General features: G+C 67.6%; 17 protein-coding genes. 6 read left to right on the forward strand and 11 right to left on the reverse strand.

The genetic code is table 11. The features are described 5' to 3' along the window. The first annotated feature begins 44 nt into the window (after positions 1–44). Both PSV23_RS12035 and PSV23_RS12040 read left to right on the forward strand, forming a co-directional pair. Positions 45–1,010 (forward strand): hypothetical protein, encoded by a 966-nt coding sequence (locus PSV23_RS12035; protein ID WP_300469251.1) that lies wholly within the window; start codon positions 45–47, stop codon positions 1,008–1,010. A gap of 136 nt (positions 1,011–1,146) precedes the next feature. Beyond that, entirely contained in the window at positions 1,147–1,362 is a 216-nt protein-coding gene (locus tag PSV23_RS12040) for a hypothetical protein (RefSeq protein WP_300469253.1), read from the forward strand. A 25-nt stretch (positions 1,363–1,387) separates the two neighbouring features. Here the strand turns inward: PSV23_RS12040 and smpB are convergent, their stop codons facing one another. Together smpB and dapA are read right to left on the reverse strand one after the other, a co-directional pair. Beyond that, positions 1,388–1,837, reverse strand: a complete 450-nt coding sequence (smpB, locus tag PSV23_RS12045; RefSeq protein ID WP_292028137.1) for an SsrA-binding protein SmpB — start codon at positions 1,835–1,837, stop codon at positions 1,388–1,390. A gap of 20 nt (positions 1,838–1,857) precedes the next feature. Further along, positions 1,858–2,745 (reverse strand): 4-hydroxy-tetrahydrodipicolinate synthase, encoded by an 888-nt coding sequence (gene dapA / locus PSV23_RS12050; RefSeq protein WP_300469255.1) that lies wholly within the window; start codon positions 2,743–2,745, stop codon positions 1,858–1,860. Positions 2,746–2,854: 109 nt separating this feature from the next. Here dapA and PSV23_RS12055 point away from each other — a divergent pair, with 109 nt between their 5' ends. After that, positions 2,855–4,942: a transglycosylase SLT domain-containing protein gene (locus PSV23_RS12055; RefSeq protein ID WP_300469257.1), complete on the forward strand. Its 2,088-nt coding sequence runs from the start codon at positions 2,855–2,857 to the stop codon at positions 4,940–4,942. Here the strand turns inward: PSV23_RS12055 and PSV23_RS12060 are convergent. Genes PSV23_RS12060 through PSV23_RS12075 form a run of 4 tightly spaced genes read right to left on the reverse strand, consistent with a single transcriptional unit; the run spans position 4,927 to position 8,085 of the window. Next, complete coding sequence (locus tag PSV23_RS12060; RefSeq protein ID WP_370461059.1) at positions 4,927–5,691, reverse strand: ABC transporter ATP-binding protein; 765 nt, start codon at positions 5,689–5,691, stop codon at positions 4,927–4,929. The genes PSV23_RS12055 and PSV23_RS12060 overlap by 16 nt on opposite strands. Continuing rightward, positions 5,688–6,674: an iron ABC transporter permease gene (locus PSV23_RS12065; RefSeq protein WP_300469261.1), complete on the reverse strand. Its 987-nt coding sequence runs from the start codon at positions 6,672–6,674 to the stop codon at positions 5,688–5,690. The genes PSV23_RS12060 and PSV23_RS12065 overlap by 4 nt, the downstream gene beginning before the upstream one ends. Next, positions 6,671–7,468: an ABC transporter substrate-binding protein gene (locus tag PSV23_RS12070; RefSeq protein ID WP_300469264.1), complete on the reverse strand. Its 798-nt coding sequence runs from the start codon at positions 7,466–7,468 to the stop codon at positions 6,671–6,673. Before PSV23_RS12070 ends, PSV23_RS12065 begins: the two co-directional genes overlap by 4 nt. Then, positions 7,465–8,085 (reverse strand): TetR/AcrR family transcriptional regulator, encoded by a 621-nt coding sequence (locus PSV23_RS12075; RefSeq protein WP_366524242.1) that lies wholly within the window; start codon positions 8,083–8,085, stop codon positions 7,465–7,467. Before PSV23_RS12075 ends, PSV23_RS12070 begins: the two co-directional genes overlap by 4 nt. Before the next feature lie 186 nt (positions 8,086–8,271). Here PSV23_RS12075 and PSV23_RS12080 point away from each other — a divergent pair, with 186 nt between their 5' ends. Genes PSV23_RS12080 through PSV23_RS12090 form a run of 3 tightly spaced genes read left to right on the forward strand, consistent with a single transcriptional unit; the run spans position 8,272 to position 11,328 of the window. Further along, positions 8,272–9,672, forward strand: coding sequence for a glycosyltransferase family 2 protein (locus PSV23_RS12080; protein ID WP_300469268.1), 1,401 nt, complete (start codon positions 8,272–8,274; stop codon positions 9,670–9,672). Further along, positions 9,644–10,534 carry a class I SAM-dependent methyltransferase gene (locus PSV23_RS12085; protein WP_300469270.1) on the forward strand — a complete coding sequence of 297 codons (891 nt, stop codon included), beginning with the start codon at positions 9,644–9,646 and terminating at the stop codon, positions 10,532–10,534. Before PSV23_RS12080 ends, PSV23_RS12085 begins: the two co-directional genes overlap by 29 nt. A 59-nt stretch (positions 10,535–10,593) precedes the next feature. Beyond that, complete coding sequence (locus tag PSV23_RS12090) at positions 10,594–11,328, forward strand: TrmH family RNA methyltransferase (protein WP_370461061.1); 735 nt, start codon at positions 10,594–10,596, stop codon at positions 11,326–11,328. Here the strand turns inward: PSV23_RS12090 and PSV23_RS12095 are convergent. The 5 genes from PSV23_RS12095 to PSV23_RS12115 all read right to left on the reverse strand — a co-directional run. Beyond that, complete coding sequence (locus PSV23_RS12095; RefSeq protein ID WP_300469274.1) at positions 11,325–11,681, reverse strand: GFA family protein; 357 nt, start codon at positions 11,679–11,681, stop codon at positions 11,325–11,327. The genes PSV23_RS12090 and PSV23_RS12095 overlap by 4 nt on opposite strands. Next, positions 11,681–15,133 carry a DNA polymerase III subunit alpha gene (dnaE, locus tag PSV23_RS12100; RefSeq protein WP_300469276.1) on the reverse strand — a complete coding sequence of 1,151 codons (3,453 nt, stop codon included), beginning with the start codon at positions 15,131–15,133 and terminating at the stop codon, positions 11,681–11,683. The genes PSV23_RS12095 and dnaE overlap by 1 nt, the downstream gene beginning before the upstream one ends. A 397-nt stretch (positions 15,134–15,530) precedes the next feature. After that, positions 15,531–16,598, reverse strand: coding sequence for a DUF4917 family protein (locus PSV23_RS12105; protein WP_300469278.1), 1,068 nt, complete (start codon positions 16,596–16,598; stop codon positions 15,531–15,533). Positions 16,599–16,621: 23 nt separating this feature from the next. Beyond that, positions 16,622–18,181 carry a TM0106 family RecB-like putative nuclease gene (locus tag PSV23_RS12110; protein ID WP_300469280.1) on the reverse strand — a complete coding sequence of 520 codons (1,560 nt, stop codon included), beginning with the start codon at positions 18,179–18,181 and terminating at the stop codon, positions 16,622–16,624. Continuing rightward, on the reverse strand, positions 18,165–18,575 hold a 411-nt coding region (locus tag PSV23_RS12115; RefSeq protein ID WP_300469282.1), incomplete at its 5' end, for a hypothetical protein. The genes PSV23_RS12115 and PSV23_RS12110, both read right to left, overlap by 17 nt.

Genomic DNA, 18,575 nt, shown 5'->3' on the forward strand with positions numbered 1-18,575 from the left:
GTGCAATCCTCGACTATTGTCCTGGGGTCCCTGGAGGTCCGGTCATGCTCGCAGTCGCGCTCGCGGTGTCCCTGTTGGCGGCATCGCCCGATCCCGGCCTCACCGCCGACATGCAGATTCAGGAGCCGGCGGGAGCCGGTCCGGTCGCTCTCGAGGACGTCGTTGTCGAAGGCCGGCGGCTCGATGATCTGACCAGCGATTTCGTCTCCGAGGTGGCCATTCCGGCGCGAGGCCGCGGTCTGGCGCGCTGGCGGGACGGAGTCTGCGTCGGCGTCGCCAATCTGAAAGCCGAGACGGCGCAGTACATCGTGGACCGCGTGTCGACGATTGCGGAGGACCTGGGACTCAAGCCAGGCGCACCCGGCTGCGACCCGCGAATCCTCGTGATCGCGACCACGGACGCCAACAATTTCACCCGCGACTTCGTGGCCAATCGCCCGCGGTTGTTCCGGGTTGGCGGCGCCGGCATGGATCTGGGACGCAACGCCCTGCGCAAATTCGAGTCCACCGACCGTCCCGTGCGTTGGTGGAATGTCAGCGTTCCGATCGACAGCGAGACCGGAGACATCGCAGTCCGCATACCCGGCTATATCAGCGGAGACGGGACCGGCGAAATGTCGGCGCTTCAATATGCGCCCAACATCTCCGTCTTCGCCGCCTCGCGGCTGAGCACCCAGATCGTCGACGACACCATGCGGTCGTTCGTCATCGTCGATGTCGACCGTCTGAACGGCGTATCGCTGGAACAACTGGCCGACTACATCGCCTTCATCTCGCTGGCCCAGATCAACCCGGAGGCCGACACCTCGGGCTATGTCTCGGTGCTCAACGTCTTCGATGACCCCGGGCAGGCCGACGGCCTGACGAATTGGGACAGGGCCTATCTACTGGGCCTCTACGACACGGTGCGCACCCGCCTGAACCACGCCAGCCAACGAACCGAGATCGTCAGTTCGATCCTGCGCGTCCACGGAGATCTGGCGGCGGCCGAGGACGCCGCAGCGGAGTAAAGGCGCCTCATCGCCGACCGTCACCGGTCCTGACTGTGGCTCTCCTGCCACGCGAATCACTGGCCTCCGGGTGTAGCCTCGTTCCCAGGAACAGTGCTGCCCAGCTTGCGTTGATCGAACAGCTTTGGAGGCTGTGATGCGTAGGTCGAACGGGGCGTTCACGCCCCAAGAACGGAAGACGGCGATGTGGGCCCTGCTGATGGCGGCCCTGCTAGCTGCGATGGGGCTGATGACCCAGCAATACAGTCAGCCGTCGGTCGGTCCCGGCGGCGTCGACGCCTATACGACCGCCTCGACTCCCGGCGTGCTGGACGCCCAGCCCGTGATGGACATGGCGCTGCCCCAGGCCTGATCCGGTCCTGATCCCGGGCGGCCTGTCAGCCCCGGTCCTTCATCAGCCGGGCCTTGTCGCGCTGCCAGTCGCGCTGGGCCGTGGCCTCGCGCTTGTCATGCAGCTTCTTGCCCTTGGCCAGGGCGATCTCGATCTTCGCCTTGCCCGCCTCGTTCAGGTACAGCTTGACCGGAATGATGGTCTGACCGTCGCGCTGGACCGCGCCGATCAGCTTGTCGATCTGCTTGCGGTGCAGCAGCAGCTTCCGGTGCCGGCGCGGCTCGTGGTTGAAGCGGTTGGCCTGTTTGTAGGGCGGGATGTCGGCGTTCACGAGCACGATCTCGCGCCCCTCCACCGCCGCATAGCTCTCGGCGATATTGGCCCGGCCGTCGCGCAGCGCCTTGATCTCGGTGCCCAGCAGCATGATGCCGGCCTCGATATAGTCCTCGAGGAAATAATCGAATTTCGCCCGCCGGTTCTCGGCGATGATCTTCATCTTGGGAGCCGTGGACGCCATCAGCCGACGCCCGCCTCCGACATGGCGCGGTCGATGGCCGGCTTGACCGAATCGGAGGTGGGAGCCAGGGGCAGGCGCACCTCCTCGCTGCAAAGCTGAAGCCGCGACAGGGCGTATTTCGTGGGCGACGGAGAGTTGTCGAGGAACAGGCCCTTGTGCAGGCCGATCAGCCGGTCCTGCCAGTCGCGGGCCGTGGCGTAGTCGCCGGAGGCGGCGGCCTCGTGCAGCGCCACCATGGCCTCAGGGGCGACGTTGGAGGTCACCGAGATCACTCCGACCCCTCCGTGGGCCTGATAGCCGAGGTAGCTGGGGTCGTCGCCCGAGATCAGGTCGAACTGCTGGTCGCGGATGTTGGCCCGCATCCAGCTGACCCGGGCCAGGTCGCCCGTCGCGTCCTTTATGCCGACGATGTCCGGATGCTTCGCCAGCCGCGCCACGGTCTCATTGGCCAGGTCGACACCCGTGCGGCCGGGCACGTTGTACAGCAGCACCGGCAGTTGGACCGCCTCGGCGATGGCCTCGAAATGCAGGGCCAACCCCTCCTGCGAGGGACGGTTATAGTAGGGCGTGACGACCAGGGCGCCGTCGGCTCCGACGGTCTTGGCGTGGCGGACCAGATCAATGGCCTTGTCCGTCGCGGACGAGCCCGCGCCGGCGATGACGCGAATGCGGCCAGCGGCGACCTGGACACACAGTTCGACGACACGCTTGTGCTCGTCCAGATGCAGGGACGCGCTCTCGCCCGTCGTGCCCATGGGCACGACGCCGTGGATTCCGGCTGCGATCTGGCGTTCCAGCAGCCGGGTGAAGGCGGCTTCGTCCACCTTTCCGTCACGAAGTGGTGTGATCAGGGCGGTGATCACGCCCTTGAACAAGGGGGCGGTCATTGAGAGAGATGGTCCTGCGTGGAAATGGCGACGTTCGCCGCGACAAGCGCAGGAGGGTAGGTTGCCGGTCGCCCGACCGCAACCGCGACGCATGGAGTTCGGACACGCAATGATCGCTGCCAGCCTCGCGGCCGCCCTGGCCCTTCTCGCTCCCGCGCCCGAGTCCCTGCTGCCGCAGGAGACCCCCTACAGCGCCGTTGCGTCCGGCCCGGTCAGCAACCAGCCGCGCACGCTGAACGATCAGGACACGGCTCTCTTCCGCCAGGGACTGGCCGCCGCCCGGAATCGCGACGTCATGGGCGCCCGCAACGCGGCTGCGCAGATCGGCGACCCGACCGCGCGCAAGCTGGTCGAATGGGCCCTGCTGGACACCTCAGCCGAGCAGCTGCCGTACAGCGACCTGGCCGTCGCCCAGACCAGTTTCGCCGGCTGGCCCCGGGCCGAAGGCCGCCGCGTCGCCGTCGAACGCGCCCTGGATCTGGCCTCCCCGGGGGCGGATGCGGTCATGAACCTGTTTTCCGCCGCCCCGCCCTCGACCGTCCAGGGCGCCATCGCCCTGGCCGACGCCCTGGAGCAGCGCGGACGTCAGGACGAGGCCCGCGCCCTGATCACCGACTGGTGGCGGACGCGGTCGTTCGACGACGCGGCCCAGACGCGCATTCTGGACCGGTGGGGCCGCTGGCTGACCCGGGCCGATGACGAGGCGCGGCTGAACATGCTGCTGCTGGGACCCCATGGCCCGGCGACGCGCGCCATGGTCTCGCGCGTATCGTCCGACCGTAGGGCCGTCGCCAACGCCGCCATGGCGCTGCGGACCGCCTACAGCCCGGACGCCGTCGTGGCCGGCCTCAGCCCGTCGCAGGCGATGGATCCCGCCGTCGTGCTGGAACGGGTCCGCATCCTGCGCTCGCAGAGCCGCCAGTCCGAGGGCTTCGCGCTTCTGCGCGCCCTGCCAGCCGCGCCCTCGCACACCGAGGGCCAGAACACCCTGTGGAGCGAACGCCGCAACTATTTCCTCGACGCCCTGCAGCAGCGCAATTGGCGGGCGGCCTATGACGCCATGGCCGGCCACGGCTTCCCGTCGGGCGACCGCAAGGTCGACGCCGAGTTCTTCGCCGGCTGGGTGGCGTTGGTGAAGCTGAACGACCCGGCGCAGGCGACGCGCCATTTCGAGGCCCTGCGCCAGACGTCCTCGACCCCGATCACCCAGGGCCGCGCCCTCTACTGGCTGGGCCGCGCCGCGGAGGCGCAAGGCGCGACGCCCGCCGCGATCCAGTATTACCAGGCCGGGTCACGGCACATCCAGACCTTCTACGGCCAGCTGGCGGCCGAGAAGGCGGGGATGACCTCGATCACCCTGCCCGGCGATCCCGCGCCGTCCGGCGCCGATGTCGCGGCGTTCGAGGACAACGAAGTCGTCCGCGCCATGCGGATTCTGGGCGAGACCGGCGAGACCAGCCTGTTCCGCGTCTTCGCCTATCAGCTGGACGACGACCTGCCGGGCGGATCTCAGCTGGCCCTGCTGATGGACATGTCGCGCAACTACGGCGAGGGTTTCACCGCCATGATGGTTGGCCGCGCCGCCAGCCAGCGCGGCTTCCTGATGCCCGAGCGCCAGTATCCCATCCGCCTTGCGCCCCCGGTCGCCGGGGCCGCGCCGCTGGAGTTCACCCTCGCCATCACGCGTCAGGAATCCAGCTTCGACCCCCGCGCCCGCTCCGGCGCCGATGCGCGCGGCATGATGCAGTTCCTGCCATCGACAGGCGCGGCCGTGGCCCGACAGCTGGGCCTGCCGTTCTCGCAGGACCGGCTGTGGGATCCGGACTTCAACATGACGCTGGGCAGCTATCACCTCGGCGACCTGACCCGGAATTTCGGCGGATCCATGCTGCTGACGACGATCGGCTACAACGCCGGGCCGGCCAGGCCTCCGCAGTGGATCGCCCGGTGCGGCGACCCGCGCGCCGGCAGCGTCGATCCGGTGGACTTCATCGAGTGCGCGCCCTTCACCGAGACCCGCAACTACATGATGCGAGTCATGGAAAACATGCAGGTTTATCGCGCGCGGCTGAATGGCGGATCGGCGCCGTTGCGGCTCTCGGAAGACCTGAGACGCGGCGCGCCCGCCGGGCCCGCTCCCTACACCGCCTACGCACCCGGGACCGATACGGCAGCGACGCCCTATCCGGCTGACTGACGCCGACCGGCCGCCAGCAGCGGTCCTTCGGGGCCGGTGACCCAGCGACCCGACAGACCGAACACGCGGGCCATGACGCCAGGTGACAACGCCTCCATCGGGGCGGCGTCGGCGACGACCTTCGCCTGATCCAGCACCACAGCCCGATCGGCGAACCGCGCCGCCAGGGTCAGGTCGTGCAGGCTGACCAGGACCGCCTGCCCGCCCCGGGCGCGCGCGCGAAGGCGCTCCAGCACCATCAGCTGGGCGTCCGGATCCAGCCCGGCGATCGGCTCGTCGACGAGCAGGCCCCGCGCGCCGGTCGCCAGGGCCCGGGCCAGCAGCACCCGGGCGCGCTCGCCGCCGGACATGTCGGCCACCCCGCGATCTGCGAGATGGCCGGCCTCGACCTCCTCAAGCGCGTCGCGCGCGCGCGCCCGGGCGTCGGTCGCCTGCAGGAAGGGCGCGCCCAGCGCGGCGACCTCGATCGCCGGCAGGTTCCAGGCGATACGGCGTTCCTGCGGCAGATAGGCTGCCCGCTCCGCCCGACCCGCCGGCGACAGGGCGGCCACATCCTCGCCCTGCAGCCGGGCGCGACCTCCGGTCAGAGGCAGCAGTCCGGCCAGGGCCCGGATGGCGCTCGACTTGCCGGCGCCGTTCGGCCCGACCACGGCGACAATCTCTCCGGCGGCGACCGTCAGATCGACCGCGTCCAGCACGATGCGGCCGCCCAGCGAGGCCGTCGCGTCGATCAGGGCCAGCGTGCTCACAGCCGCCACTCCCGCGCCGCCCGCCAGGCGATCAAGGCGAACAGGGGCGCGCCGACAAGCGCGGTGAAGACGCCAAGCTTCAGCTCCTGATCCGTCGGCGTCAGGCGCGCCAGCAGGTCGGCGATCACAAGCATCAGTCCGCCGGCCAGCGCCGAGGGCGTCAGAAGCCGGCCCGGATCGCCGCGCACGGCGCTCCGCACCAGATGGGGCGCGGCCAGCCCGACAAAACCGATGACCCCCGCCACGGCCACGGCCGCGCCCGTCGCCAGTGCGGCGGCCAGCAGGGCCAGCAGCCGCATCCGCGCCATCGGCAGGCCCGAGGTCCGGGCCGTCTCCTCTCCCAGGCTCAGCATTCGCAGTCCCGGCGCGGCGAGGGCGGCCAGAACGGCGGAAACCAGTACGGATGGCGTCACCCACGCCACATCGATCCAGCTGCGGTTCTGCACCGAGCCCAGCAGCCAGCCCATCACCTCGGCGGTCGCGATCGGCGACGGCGACAGGTTGAAGATCAGGGCCGTGGCGGCGCCCGCGAAACTCGACACCGCCACGCCGAACAGGATCAGCGCCTCGGGCGAGCGGACCCGCGCCGAGAACAGGATCAACAGCGCGCCTGCCAGTCCCGCCCCGACGAGAGCCGAGACCTCGACCGCCCCTGGAACCGCCGCCCCGCCCAGCACGATCGCCGCGGCCGCTCCCAGGGCCGCGACGGCCGACACGCCCAGCACGCCGGGATCAGCCAGTGGATTCCTCAGCAGCCCCTGCATGACCGCGCCCGCCAGCCCCAGGGCGGCGCCGACCATCAGGGCGGTGACCACCCGCGGGGCACGAACCTGCCACAGAACCTCGCCCGGCCCGGACGCGGGATCCGCGAAGGCCTGCGTCCACTGCCGGCTGTCGAACACGCTTTCACCCAGCAGGACGGCCCCGACGACCGCCGCGAGGATCAGCAGCGCCAGGCCGAGGGTCAGACGCGACGGCCTCACGCCCCGGCCTTCAGCATCGCCGCGGCGTCGGCGGCGAACCAGGCGGGACAGGTCAGGGCCGTCGCGGGCAGATTCGCGGCCACCCGTCCGCGCGCGAGACGGCGCAGGACCGGATGGCGTCCCGCACCCCGCCAGTCCGCGCGGGCCTGCTCGAAGAAGCCGAGGACGAATCGCGCCGGCGGCATCAGGACCATCCGTTCAATGCTGACCGGCGCGAAGGACGGCCGCTCGGCCGCGTTGGCGAAGCCGGCGGCCGAGAGGATGGCGTCGATCAGCGTCCCCTTCCCGGCCGTGAACCCGCCGGCCGTCAGATACAGGGCCCGCGGTCTCGCCGCCTCGGCGCCCCCGGGGCGCGATGGCAGGGCGGCGTCCATGCGGGCGATCATGGCCTCGCCCCGATCGGCCACGCCCAATCCGTTCGATACCGACCGAATATCGGCGCGGATACCGTTGAAATCCGTCGCATCGTCAATGGCGACGACCCGGACGCCGTCCGCCTCCAAACGCGCCAGAAGGCGGGGCTCTCCACCCCAGTAACGGACCACCACATCGGGCCGGAAGGCGATCGCCGCCTCCAGCGTCGGCCGGACCCGGCGGCGCCCGGCGGCCGCCTCTCTCATCCAGGCGTCCGGGTCATCGGCGCGGGGCGACAGGGCCAGTTCGGCGTCAGGCGCGAGGGCCAGCGCATATTGATCAGCGCACTGATCCAGCGACAGGACCCGCAGCGGACGCGCCTCGGCGCCGCCCGGCGCGACCAGGATCACGCCGGCGAGAACCGCGGCCCGAAACCTCATGACTTCAGCAGACCCGCGACCAACCCGTCCAGCAGCGTCGTGACCAGCGTCTCGCGGTCCACCCAGTCGAAATAGGGCTTGGTGATCATCAACGACACCACGCCATGGACTCCGGCCCACAAGGCCTGGGCCGTGGTCCGTGCGTCGCCACGCAACAGCCCGGCCGCCTCCACTTCCTCGACAGCCTTTTCGAACGACCGGAACAGTTCGTGCCCCAATTCTCGCGCCGCTGACTGGGCCCCTTCGCGCAGTTCGATAGGACGGGTCATATAGGCCAGACGGTAGGCGTTGGGGTTGGCGAAGCCAAAGTCCATATAGGCCCGCAACATCCGCCGCAGGCGGGCCTCCGGCTCGTCGGGATGGCCGCTCACGGCCTCGTTGGCCTCCAGCAGCGAGGAGAAGGCCCGGCTGCAGATCTCGTGCAGGATCTCGCTCTTCTCCGAGAAATGCATGTAGAGCGCGGTCGATGAGAGGCCGACTTCATCCGCGATCTTGCGGATGGTGGCCCCCTCATAGCCGTGCTCGACGAATATCCGCTCGGCCGCTGCGAGGATTTCCGCGCGGCGCGCATGGCCCTCGCCCTTCGGCTTTCTCTGCGAGCGGGGATTGAAGGTCACGGCGGTCAAAACGCGCACTCCGAACGTCGGTCCTGCATAGCGGCATTCCCCGGCCCGCGCCAACCACTTGCCCCGGGGGACTCGTCACGATAACCATGCGTTGTGGAACGGTTGGGGATAAACAATCTTGAGGATCGCCCGCGCGACGCCACGCGCCATGGGCCGCCGCTCGACCAGAGCGCGGCCATGCGCGGTTTCGCGCCTGTACAGCTCGCAGCCGTCGTTGCCTTCGCGGCCACTGTCGGGGCGCTGGCCTGGTTCCAGCCGGAGCGGTTCGGAAGCGGCGTCGTTCTTGCCGGAGCCTGGGGTTTTCTCGCCGTGGCCTTCTGGCGCGCGGCCCTGATCCTGCTCAGCGCCACAGCCCCGCCTCCCCCGCCCGAGCCGGTGGTCTGGCCCCGTTATACGGTCGTGGCGGCGCTGTATCAGGAGGCCGAGATCGTCAGCCAGCTGATCGGCCGTCTCTCGCGGATCGACTACCCTGCCGACAGGCTGCAGGGGCTGCTGGTGCTGGAGGCCCACGATCACGACACCATCGCCGCCGCCCTCGCGACCCCCCGGCCGGACTGGCTGGAGGTCTTCGTGATCCCGCCCGGCAAGCCGCAGACCAAGCCCCGCGCGCTGAACTGCGCCCTCGCCCAGGCCACGGGCGAACTGCTGACGGTCTATGACGCCGAAGACGATCCGGACCCGCTCCAGCTTCGGGAAGCCGCCGCGCGGTTCGTCGCGGACCCGACGGGCCGGCTGGCCTGCCTGCAGGCGCCCCTGCGCATTCGCCGGAGCCGGACCCCGGATGCCTCGCCCTTCCTCGACCGGCAGTTCGCGGCCGAATACGCCAGCCTGTTCGAAACGGCCCTGCCCGGCATCGCGCGCCTGGGCCTTCCGTTCCCTTTGGGCGGGACCAGTAATCACTTTCGCACCGATGTGCTCAGCGCCGTGGAGGGCTGGGATTCCTGGAACGTGACCGAGGACGCGGACCTCGGGTTCAGACTGTGGAGGCGGGGTTGGCGGCTGGGCGTCCTCTCGCGACCGACGTGGGAAACGCCGCCCGGCGGCCTCGACAACTGGCTGCCGCAGAGAACGCGCTGGCTGAAGGGCTATATGCAGACTTGGGGCGTGCACACCCGCGAACCCTGGCGGCTGGGCGGGCGAGGCGCGGCGGCCCTGGTCATGACGGTCGGCGCGGGGCTGGCGTCGGCGGCGCTGCACGGATTGTCGCTGGCCTGGGTGGCGGCGACGGTTCTTGTCGCCCTGATGGCCGGCCTGCCGCCCGAGACGCCCGCCCTGGCCCTCAGCGTGCTGGTGTTGGGAGCGGCGTCCGCATGGCTGTCCTGCGCCATCGGCGCCCGGCGGGCGGGCGTGCCCTATGGCCCCTCCGACATGATCGCCGCGCCGGCCTACTGGGCCCTGCTCAGCCTCGCCTTCGCCCACGCCGCCTGGCGTCTGGTCCTTGATCCCTTCGCCTGGGACAAGACCCGCCATCGCCGCGATGCGCCGGCCGGGGCGGCTGAAACGCACGACGTGCTGGACGAGACAGCGCCTCTCCGCCTATCAGCCCTTCATGCCGCCGCGCCTGAACCCGTCGCCTGAGACCCTGGTCACCCGCGCCTGGGCCGATTACGCCCTGCTGGACAGCGGCGGCGGCCGCAAGCTGGAGCGCTATGGCCGCCATACCGTGGTCCGGCCGGAGCCCCAGTGCTTCTGGTCGCCACGCGATCCCTCGGCCTTCGACGCCGCTGACGCCGTGTTCGATCCGACCGACGAGGACGAGAGCGGCCGCTGGCGATTCGCGGGCAATCCGATCGACACCTTCCCCCTGGCCTGGCGCGACGTGCGCTTCACCAGCCGGTTCACGCCGTTCCGGCACCTGGCCTTCTTCCCCGAGCAGGCCGCGAACTGGGAATGGCTGGACGGGCGCATCCGAACCCTGCGCAAGCCGAAGGTCCTGAACCTGTTCGGCTACACCGGCGTGGCCAGCCTGGCCTGCGCGGCGGCGGGCGCGGAGGTGACCCATGTCGACGCGTCCAAGAAGTCGGTCGCCTGGGCGCGTGAGAACGCAGAACTGTCCGGCATGTCCGACAAGCCGATCCGCTGGATCGTCGAGGACTGCCGCAAATACGTGGCCCGCGAGGTGCGGCGGGGCTCGAAATACGACGGGATCATCCTCGATCCCCCCAAATACGGGCGGGGCCCGACCGGCGAGGTCTGGCGGCTGTTCGAGGATCTGCCCGGCCTGCTGAAGGACTGCGCCGCCCTGCTGTCGGACGATGCGTCCTTCCTGCTGCTGAACGCCTATGCGGCGCGCATCTCCGGCCTGTCGCTGTCGCACCTGATGGCCGAGGCGACAGCCGACAGGAGCGGGACGATCGACTGGGGCGAGCTGGCCCTGGCCGAGGATGGGCCGGGCGGGCGCGCGATCGGCCTGAGCTTCTTCGCGCGGTGGTCAGCGTGATCGACCGCCTGATCACCTCCCTGACCAATGACACGGTCAAGGCCGTGCGGGCCCTGCACATGCGCAAGGAGCGCGAGGCGACGGGGCGGTTTCTGGCCGAGGGGCTGAAATTCATCGGCGAGGCGCTGGATCAGAACCGCGCCCCGCGGCTGCTGCTGGTCGGCGAGGACGCCCGGCCGCATCCGATCCTCGACCGCGCCCGCGAGGCGACGCGGGCGGGCGGCGGCGAGGTGGTCGTCGTGACCCACGCCATCCTCGAGAAGATCAGCCGGCGGGACAATCCGCAGACCGTGCTGGGCGTCTTCGATCAGGTCTATACGCCGCTGTCCACGATCCAGCCGGGCTCCGCCCCGGCGTGGGTGGCGCTGGAACAGGTGCGTGACCCCGGGAACCTCGGGACGATCATCCGCACGGCGGATTCCGCCGGCTGCGGCGGGGTGATCCTGATCGGCGACTGCGTGGATCCCTATTCGGTCGAGGCGGTGCGGGCGACCATGGGCTCGGTCTTCGCCGTGGCCATCGCCCGAACCACGCCGGCCGAGTTCCTGGCCTGGCGTCAGAGCTGGCCGGGCAGCGTCATCGGCACCCGGCTGGACGCGACCGAGGGCTATCGCGACGCGGCGATCCAGCATCCGGCCCTGATCCTGATGGGCAACGAACAGGCCGGCCTGACCGACGCCCTGGCCGAGGCCTGCGACGTCAACGTCAAGATCCCCATGCGCGGTCGCGCCGACAGCCTGAACCTGGCCGTGGCGACGGGGATCATGGTCTATGCGGTGACCGACGCGGCCTAGAAGCTGCGCCCGTCCACCCGCTGGGCGGTCCAGCTGAAGGGTTCGATATCAGTCAGGGTGCGGATGTTGACCGCCACCATCTCCTTGCCGTCGGCCGTCGAGCCGCGCGCGAACGACTGGACCCCGCAGGTGTCGCAGAACAGATGGCGGATCTTGTGGGTGTTGAACAGATATTCGGTCTGGGGCCCTTTCGCCGTCAGGCGGAAGGCGTCCGGCGAGACGAAGTTGAGCACCAGTCCCTTGCGGTGGCAGTGAGAGCAGTTGCACTCGACCAGCCCTTCCAGGTCGGTGTCGACCTCATAGGCCACCGCGCCGCAGTGGCAGGAGCCCTCGTGAGTTTTGGCGTCAGCCATCACGCATCCTCCAGCAGTACGACCCCGGGCGCCGATTTCAACGCGCCCCTGAGGGCGCCGTCCAGCCGGTAGCGGCCCGGCAGTTTCAGTTCGACCTCGCGGCGACCGTCCAGCGAGGCGATCAGGGAGACCTCGCCGCCCTTGCCCGGAGACTTGGCCTTCTCGAGCCGCGTCCGCAGGGCCCCGGCGTCGGCGGATCGGGCCGAGACGTGGATGCGCAGGCCCATGGCGCCGTCGTCGATGAGCGTGTCGAGACGCGAGGCGTCGTCGCCGAAGAAACGCACCTCGCCGTCGGCCGACTTGGCGCGCACCCGGACCATGATCGAGGCCCCGACCTCCAGCACCTCGCGGCATTTGCGCAGCTGTTCGGGCGGGAACAGGCATTCGAACTCGCCGGTCGGGTCGGAAAAGGTGACGAAGGCGAATTTCTCGCCCGATTTGGCGCTGGCCCGCTCCTGACGGCGGCGAACCACGCCGGCCATCAGGAAGGCCTCGTGGCCGCTTTCGGCCAGGGCCGTGGCCTCGGCGACGAAGGTGACGCGCTTGCGCTTCAGGGCCGGGGCCATGTCCTCCAGCGGGTGGCCGGACAGGTAGAAGCCGACGGCGGCCAGTTCCTGATCCAGCTTTTCGGGACCGACCCAGGGCTCGACCGGCTTGAGGCGCGGGCGGGCGGCGCCGGCCTGATCGCCGCCGAACAGGGACACCTGGGACGAGGCGCGCTCGGCCGCCACGCTCTGGCAATAGGCCATCAGGGTGTCGGCCTGTTCGAACAGCTGGCGGCGGTTGGGATGGAAGCTGTCGAAGGCGCCGGCGCGGGCAAGGTTCTCCAGCGCCCGCTTGTTGACGCTGCGTGGGTCGACGCGTTCGAGGAAGTCGAAGATGTCGGTGAAACGGCCGCCGGTCTCGCGCACCTCGACCAGATGCTTCATCGCCTCCAGGCCGACGTTGCGGATGGCGCCCAGGGCGTAGAGTACGGCGCCTTTTCCGTCGTCCCAGGCCACGTCGAAATCGGCCGAGGACCGGTTCACGTCCGGCGACTTGATCGGCACCTCGAAGCGGCGACAATCTTGATAGAAGACAGCCAGTTTGTCGGTATTGCTGAGATCGAGCGACATGGACGCGGCCATGAATTCGACCGGGTGGGTCGCCTTCAGCCAGCCGGTCTGGAAGCTGATCAGGGCGTAGGCGGCGGCGTGCGACTTGTTGAAGCCGTAGCCCGCGAACTTGGCCACCAGATCGAAGATGCCGCCCGACTGTTCCTCGGGCACGCCCTTTTCCGACGCGCCGGCGATGAAGCGGGCGCGCTGGAAGTCCATCTCCTCCTTCTTCTTCTTGCCCATGGCGCGGCGAAGAAGGTCGGCCTCGCCGAGGCTGTAGCCGGCCAGGACCTGGGCGATCTTCATCACCTGCTCCTGGTAGATGATGACGCCATAGGTCTCGGTCAGCACCTCGGTCAGGGAGGGGTGCAGATAGTCCACCTGCTGCCGGCCGAATTTCCGGTCGATATAGGTGTCGATCATCTCCATCGGCCCGGGCCGGTAGAGGGAAATCAGGGCGGTGATCTCCTCGATCGAACCGCAGCGCATCTTGCGCAGGGTGTCGCGCATGCCCTGGGATTCCAGCTGGAACACCCCGACCGTCTGGCCCGAGGCCATCAGCTCATAGGTTTTCGGATCGTCCAGCGGCAGGCCGTTCCAGTCGGGGGCGGCGCCGCGCCGTTCCAGATACTGGCGCGCGCGGTCCAGCACGGTCAGGGTCTTGAGGCCGAGGAAGTCGAACTTTACCAGACCGGCGGCCTCGACCCATTTCATGTTGAACTGGCTGGCCGGGATGGTCGAGCGCGGGTCCTGGTACAGGGGCGCCAGCTCGATCAGGGGCCGGTCGCCGATGACGATGCCGGCGGCGTGGGTCGAGGCGTTGCGGTACAGCCCCTCCAGCTCGAGCGCCGTCTCCAGCAGGGTGGCCACGGCCTTGTCGGTGTCGCGCGCCTCGCGCAGGCGGGGCTCGATCTCGATGGCCTGGGCCAGGGTCACGGGATTGGCGGGGTTGGCCGGCACCATCTTGGCGAGGCGGTCGACCTGGCCCAGCGGCATCTGCAGCACCCGGCCGACGTCGCGCAGCACGGCCCGCGCCTGCAGGGTGCCGAAGGTGATGATCTGGGCCACCCGGTCCTTGCCGTAGCGCGCCTGGACGTAGTCGATCACCTCTTCCCGCCGCTCCTGGCAGAAGTCGATGTCGAAGTCGGGCATGGAGACGCGTTCGGGGTTCAGGAACCGCTCGAACAGCAGGCCGAACCGCAGCGGGTCGAGGTCGGTGATGGTCAGGGCCCAGGCCACCAGCGAGCCGGCGCCGGAGCCCCGCCCCGGCCCCACGGGGATGCCGTGGTTCTTGGCCCATTTGATGAAGTCCGACACGATCAGGAAATAGCCGGGGAAGCCCATCTGCTGGATGACGCCGACCTCCCATTCGAGGCGGGTCCAGTAGTCTTCCTCGGGGGCCGCGGGAGTCACCGCCTGCAGCCTCGCCTTCAGCCCCTCGCGGGCCTGATGCATCAGTTCGTCAGGCTCGGAGCGGCCTGCGCCGGCGTCGAAGCGCGGCAGGATGGGCGCCCGCGTGGGGGTGAGGAAGGCGCAGCGACGGGCGATCTCTATGGTGTTGTCGCAGGCCTCTGGCAGGTCGGCGAACAGCGCCCGCATGGCCGCCGCCGGCTTGAACCAGTGCTGATCGGTGACGCGGCGCCGGTCCTCCTGACCGGTGAAGGCGCCGTCGGCGATGCACATCAGGGCGTCGTGGGACTTGGCCTGGGCCGCCCTAGCGTAGTGGACGTCGTTGGTGGCGACAAGGGGTGCGTCGTTCGCATACGCCCACTCGACGAGCCCGCGCTCGGCCTGGCCCTCGCTGGCGAGGCCGTGGCGTTGCAGCTCGACATAGAAGCGATCGCCGAACACCCGGGCCATCTCGGCGAGGGCGACGGCGGCCTCGTCGGGTCGGGACTGGACGAACAGGGGATCGACGGGGCCGTCGGGGCCGCCGGACAGCAGGATCAGGCCCTCGGACCGTTCCTCCACCATGGTCCACGGTACGCTGGGCTCGTCCATCGACCCGGCGTCGAGGAAGGCCGAGGATGACAGGGCGCAAAGGTTCAGCCAGCCGGCCTCGTTCTGGACCAGCAGAACCACGGTCGGGACCCTGGCCCAGCGCTCGTTGATCTTGCCGCCGATGCCGGTGACAGGAATGGCGCAGGCCACCAGCGGCTGGACGCCCGCCCCCCTGGCCGCCTCGCTGAACTCCAGCGCACCGAACAGATTGGCCCGGTCGGCCACGCCCACCGCCGGCATGCCCGCGTCAGCCGCCAGGGTCGGGACCTTGCCCGCCTTGATCGCGCCCTCCAGCAGCGAATAGGCCGAGCGGACGCGGAGGTGAATGAAGCCTTGGTCCCCTGCCCCGCTCACTGTCCGCCGCCTCCACTCATGGTTCGATCAGACCCCGACTCGCCCGCCGATCAAAGCCGCCAGAGTCCGCTGAAAAACAGCGGGCATTGCGGACTCACCGGACCCAGACGCTCCGAAAAAGTCAGCCGTCAGGCGGCCGGAAGCGCCAACGCGACCTGCCAGCACATCCAGACGAAACCGCCGCACGACGCAAGCGACAGCGTCTCCCTCATCCAGCGCGCCATGATCTTGTCCCCAGATTGCGTGTTCTGTCTATGTTCTATGTTCGTGTTGTGTTCTCGTCAAGCGAATTTGGGGATAAGGCCAGGGGCCGGAACAGCTGCAGAACAGGCACCACGCCCGGAGCCAGGTCCTCACGGCCAGATCAGCTTGGTCTAACGGGGCGAATATTTTCGGGTCACGCAGCACCCCATACGTTGGCGCTCTTGGCGTCGTAGAAGGAAATCTGAAGCGGGTAGCGCAGGGACCTCAAGCCGCTCAGTTCCTGTGCCCGATTCATTATGCGCTCGTTGTCTGCGGACAGTGGGTCTCCATAGATTCCAATATAGAGATGAGGGAATTTCCCTCGCGCCAGCCTATTCAGGATGTGGTCGTCATTGGCCGCCAGCGAGTGGCCGAAAATGAAAAAGCAATGGTTGCCCCTTCCGGCGTTGACAGTCAGTTGTTTGAATCCTTGGTAGAGATAGGCGTTGTGACGAATTTTGTCCTTTTTCTGCGCGCTCGATCCCTCCGCAACGAACAATGGGAATGCGTTGCCTTCGATCGCGGAGCGCGCTTGCTCAATGAGCGGCTCCTGTTTTCGCACCCACGTATATTTCTTCAGTTCTGCTCCAGAATCGAAGAGATGCAACGCGCCGTGTAGGAAGTGAATGCACGCACTATGTGCTGCCGTTTCGCCCTGCCAAACCACATAGTCTGCGTCAGGTGCATCTTCGTCATTACCGAAGCCATCGGTCTTCTCAATAAGCACGGGCGCGCTGAATGGCATGTCCTCATGCATGAGCGTCCAGTAGAGAAGAAGATCATAGTTCAAACTATAGATTTGTCCGCCGCCAGGCATGGCGAAATGCGCCAAGAACGACCTGCAGGCCCAAAACTTTGCGTCCGAAATCTCCCCTGGAATACGGGGGTGGTTCGCCGCAATCGTCTGAAGCAAGATTTCTTTAAGCGCGGCCGCGTGCGCTATCATGAGGACCTGCGGATCTGCGCTGGCATCGATGTAGGCAGGTAAAATTTGAGCAGCGTTTTCGAGGGATCTGATCGCGATCTCAAAATCCTGCGTCCCGAGCGCCTCGAAAACCTTGATGACTTCCGGTACTGCGGAAAAGTCGGCCTGTGCGAAGAGTGAGCCGTAGTGAAAAATGTCAGCTCTGCAGGCGATACTGAACCCATTGCCGAGCAGAAGATGGCGCTTGGCGTATTGCTCAGAGTGGGCGATCGCCTCTTCGAATGACAGCAGAGCCATAAATTCGTTTCCCGGTGGATTGGCTAGTACGCCAGCTCTCGGATGCCGTCCAAAAGCACCCTCGTGGCCCGGCAATCGTCCTCATTGTAGTCTAGGATTCGAGCCTTCACGGCAGGGTCTCGCTCCCGAACCCAGCGATCGAACCACTCGATCGACGCCGCCCCGGAAGGATTGTTGTCGCGCCATGCGAAACCCAGGTACTTGGCTAGGGTCTTGATGGATTGATCGTTGGTTGGCCATTCGGTCGCGCGGGTGACCACATCGTTGTAGAGGTCAATCGTACGGGCCGGATCGAAAAGCTGCTCGATTTCGTCGGCCGAACAGACGTCCGGATACCGGGCCTGGAGCTTCCGATAGATAGTCCGCTCGTACTTCGAGTAATACCAGATCGTCGCGCCGGGCACGCTGTTTAGGTACGCAATCGAATCCGAGAAAGCGGCGCGCTCGGCGTCGGGACTTTCGTTCTCAGTGAAGAAAGCGACGAATCGTTCGGTCGCATTGTCGCCGCCCCGCCGCTCGACGATTCCGTGCAGGTAAGTGAAATCTCGAAGGGGGTCGACCTCGATATCGAAGAAGAACTCGACCTCTGAGACAGGGAGGGCGATGGGGGCTTTGAGATACGGTTTCGCGTCTGGATCGGTGAGCAGCCGAGCCCGCGCATGGAACGTCTTAAGCCGTTCGGCTCCGACGCCCTTAAAGACCGTCTTGCCCTTCTCGATGAACGCCTCCGGATCGATCGCCGCCAGCGCTGAAACGGTATCGATGGTGTCGTGCATGGCGTCGCGGATGGCCCGCCCCAAAACAGGGATCAGGGTCAGGTCGTCGTCGGCCCGCAAGACGGCAACGCACTTCGAATACCAATGACAAAGCTTACAGGAGCTCGCTAGCGCGCCCTTGGGGCTAACGTTTTTCGAAACGATCGCCTGGGCCGTGGTCAGGGAGGCTTGATACTCATCCCATAGACTTAGCGGCGTTTTCGGGCCGCGCGCCGCAGTCAGATCGTACCGAACCTCACGACCTTGCACGTCCAGGATCACGCCATAGCGACCGGCGGAAAAGCCCAAGCGCTCCAAGACATCGACGTAGAGAGCAAGCTGCACGGCATAGTGAAGTTTCGGCTTGCCGTCGTGATCATCCTCGCCGCCTTCTTCGCCACGGCCTGACTTGATATCGATGGGAGTATACGCTCCGTTCTCGAAACGCAGCAGATCCGGAATGCCAACGAGTTCTGCCGCCCTTATGCGGCCCGCGTAGATGAGCGGTTCGCTTCGCCGCATGGCATCAAGCGTTAGCCGCTCATTTTCAGCAGCATCCTTCACTCCGGACAGATCGAGCACGGTGAACCGGCCGCTGGCCAGGACCTCGCTCTCGTAAAGCGTTCCTCGCTCCCAGAGCATGCTGACGAAAGGGCTTACCTCGTCGCGTTCGGCAGGGTCTCCAAACAGATCGCGCTCAACGCGCTTTGGGCATTGGACGAGATTGTAGAGCAGCGAAGCAGTGATTGCGGGTTCCATAGCTTGACCATACACGGCGAACCCGTCCGTGAAACCCAAGGCGGGTTCGTCCCTAAGTCGAGCCAGCATCAGGCAGGGTCGGCTCTTGAATGTGAGCCTCGCCTGTAGGTGAAAACCGAAGGTGGTTGAGTGGGTCCGTACGGTCTGCGACGGCGAGCGCCCAGTCTGACCATTTCGCGAGGTGCTCGGGCTCGACGTCTCGACCGCTCGCGTTCTCCAAAACTGTTTTGACCAGGGCTCGGATATCCGAGGCCGCTCTCAGATCTGACGCCATGCTCAGGAGCGAAGCGCGCCGCGCTTCTTCTTCCTTCAACCGGCGCTCTCGGTCCAACCGAACGGCCTCCGCGCGCTGCTCAGCCAAGAGCTTTGTCATTTTCACGCGGTGTTCGCAGGCCCGCACGTAGGCGCTTTGAGCTGCACCCGGTTTCGAGGACACCAAGATAAGGTGTTTTTGGAGCTGGAG

The organism is Brevundimonas sp. (assembly GCF_029946145.1).
Classification (GTDB): Bacteria; Pseudomonadota; Alphaproteobacteria; order Caulobacterales; family Caulobacteraceae; genus Brevundimonas.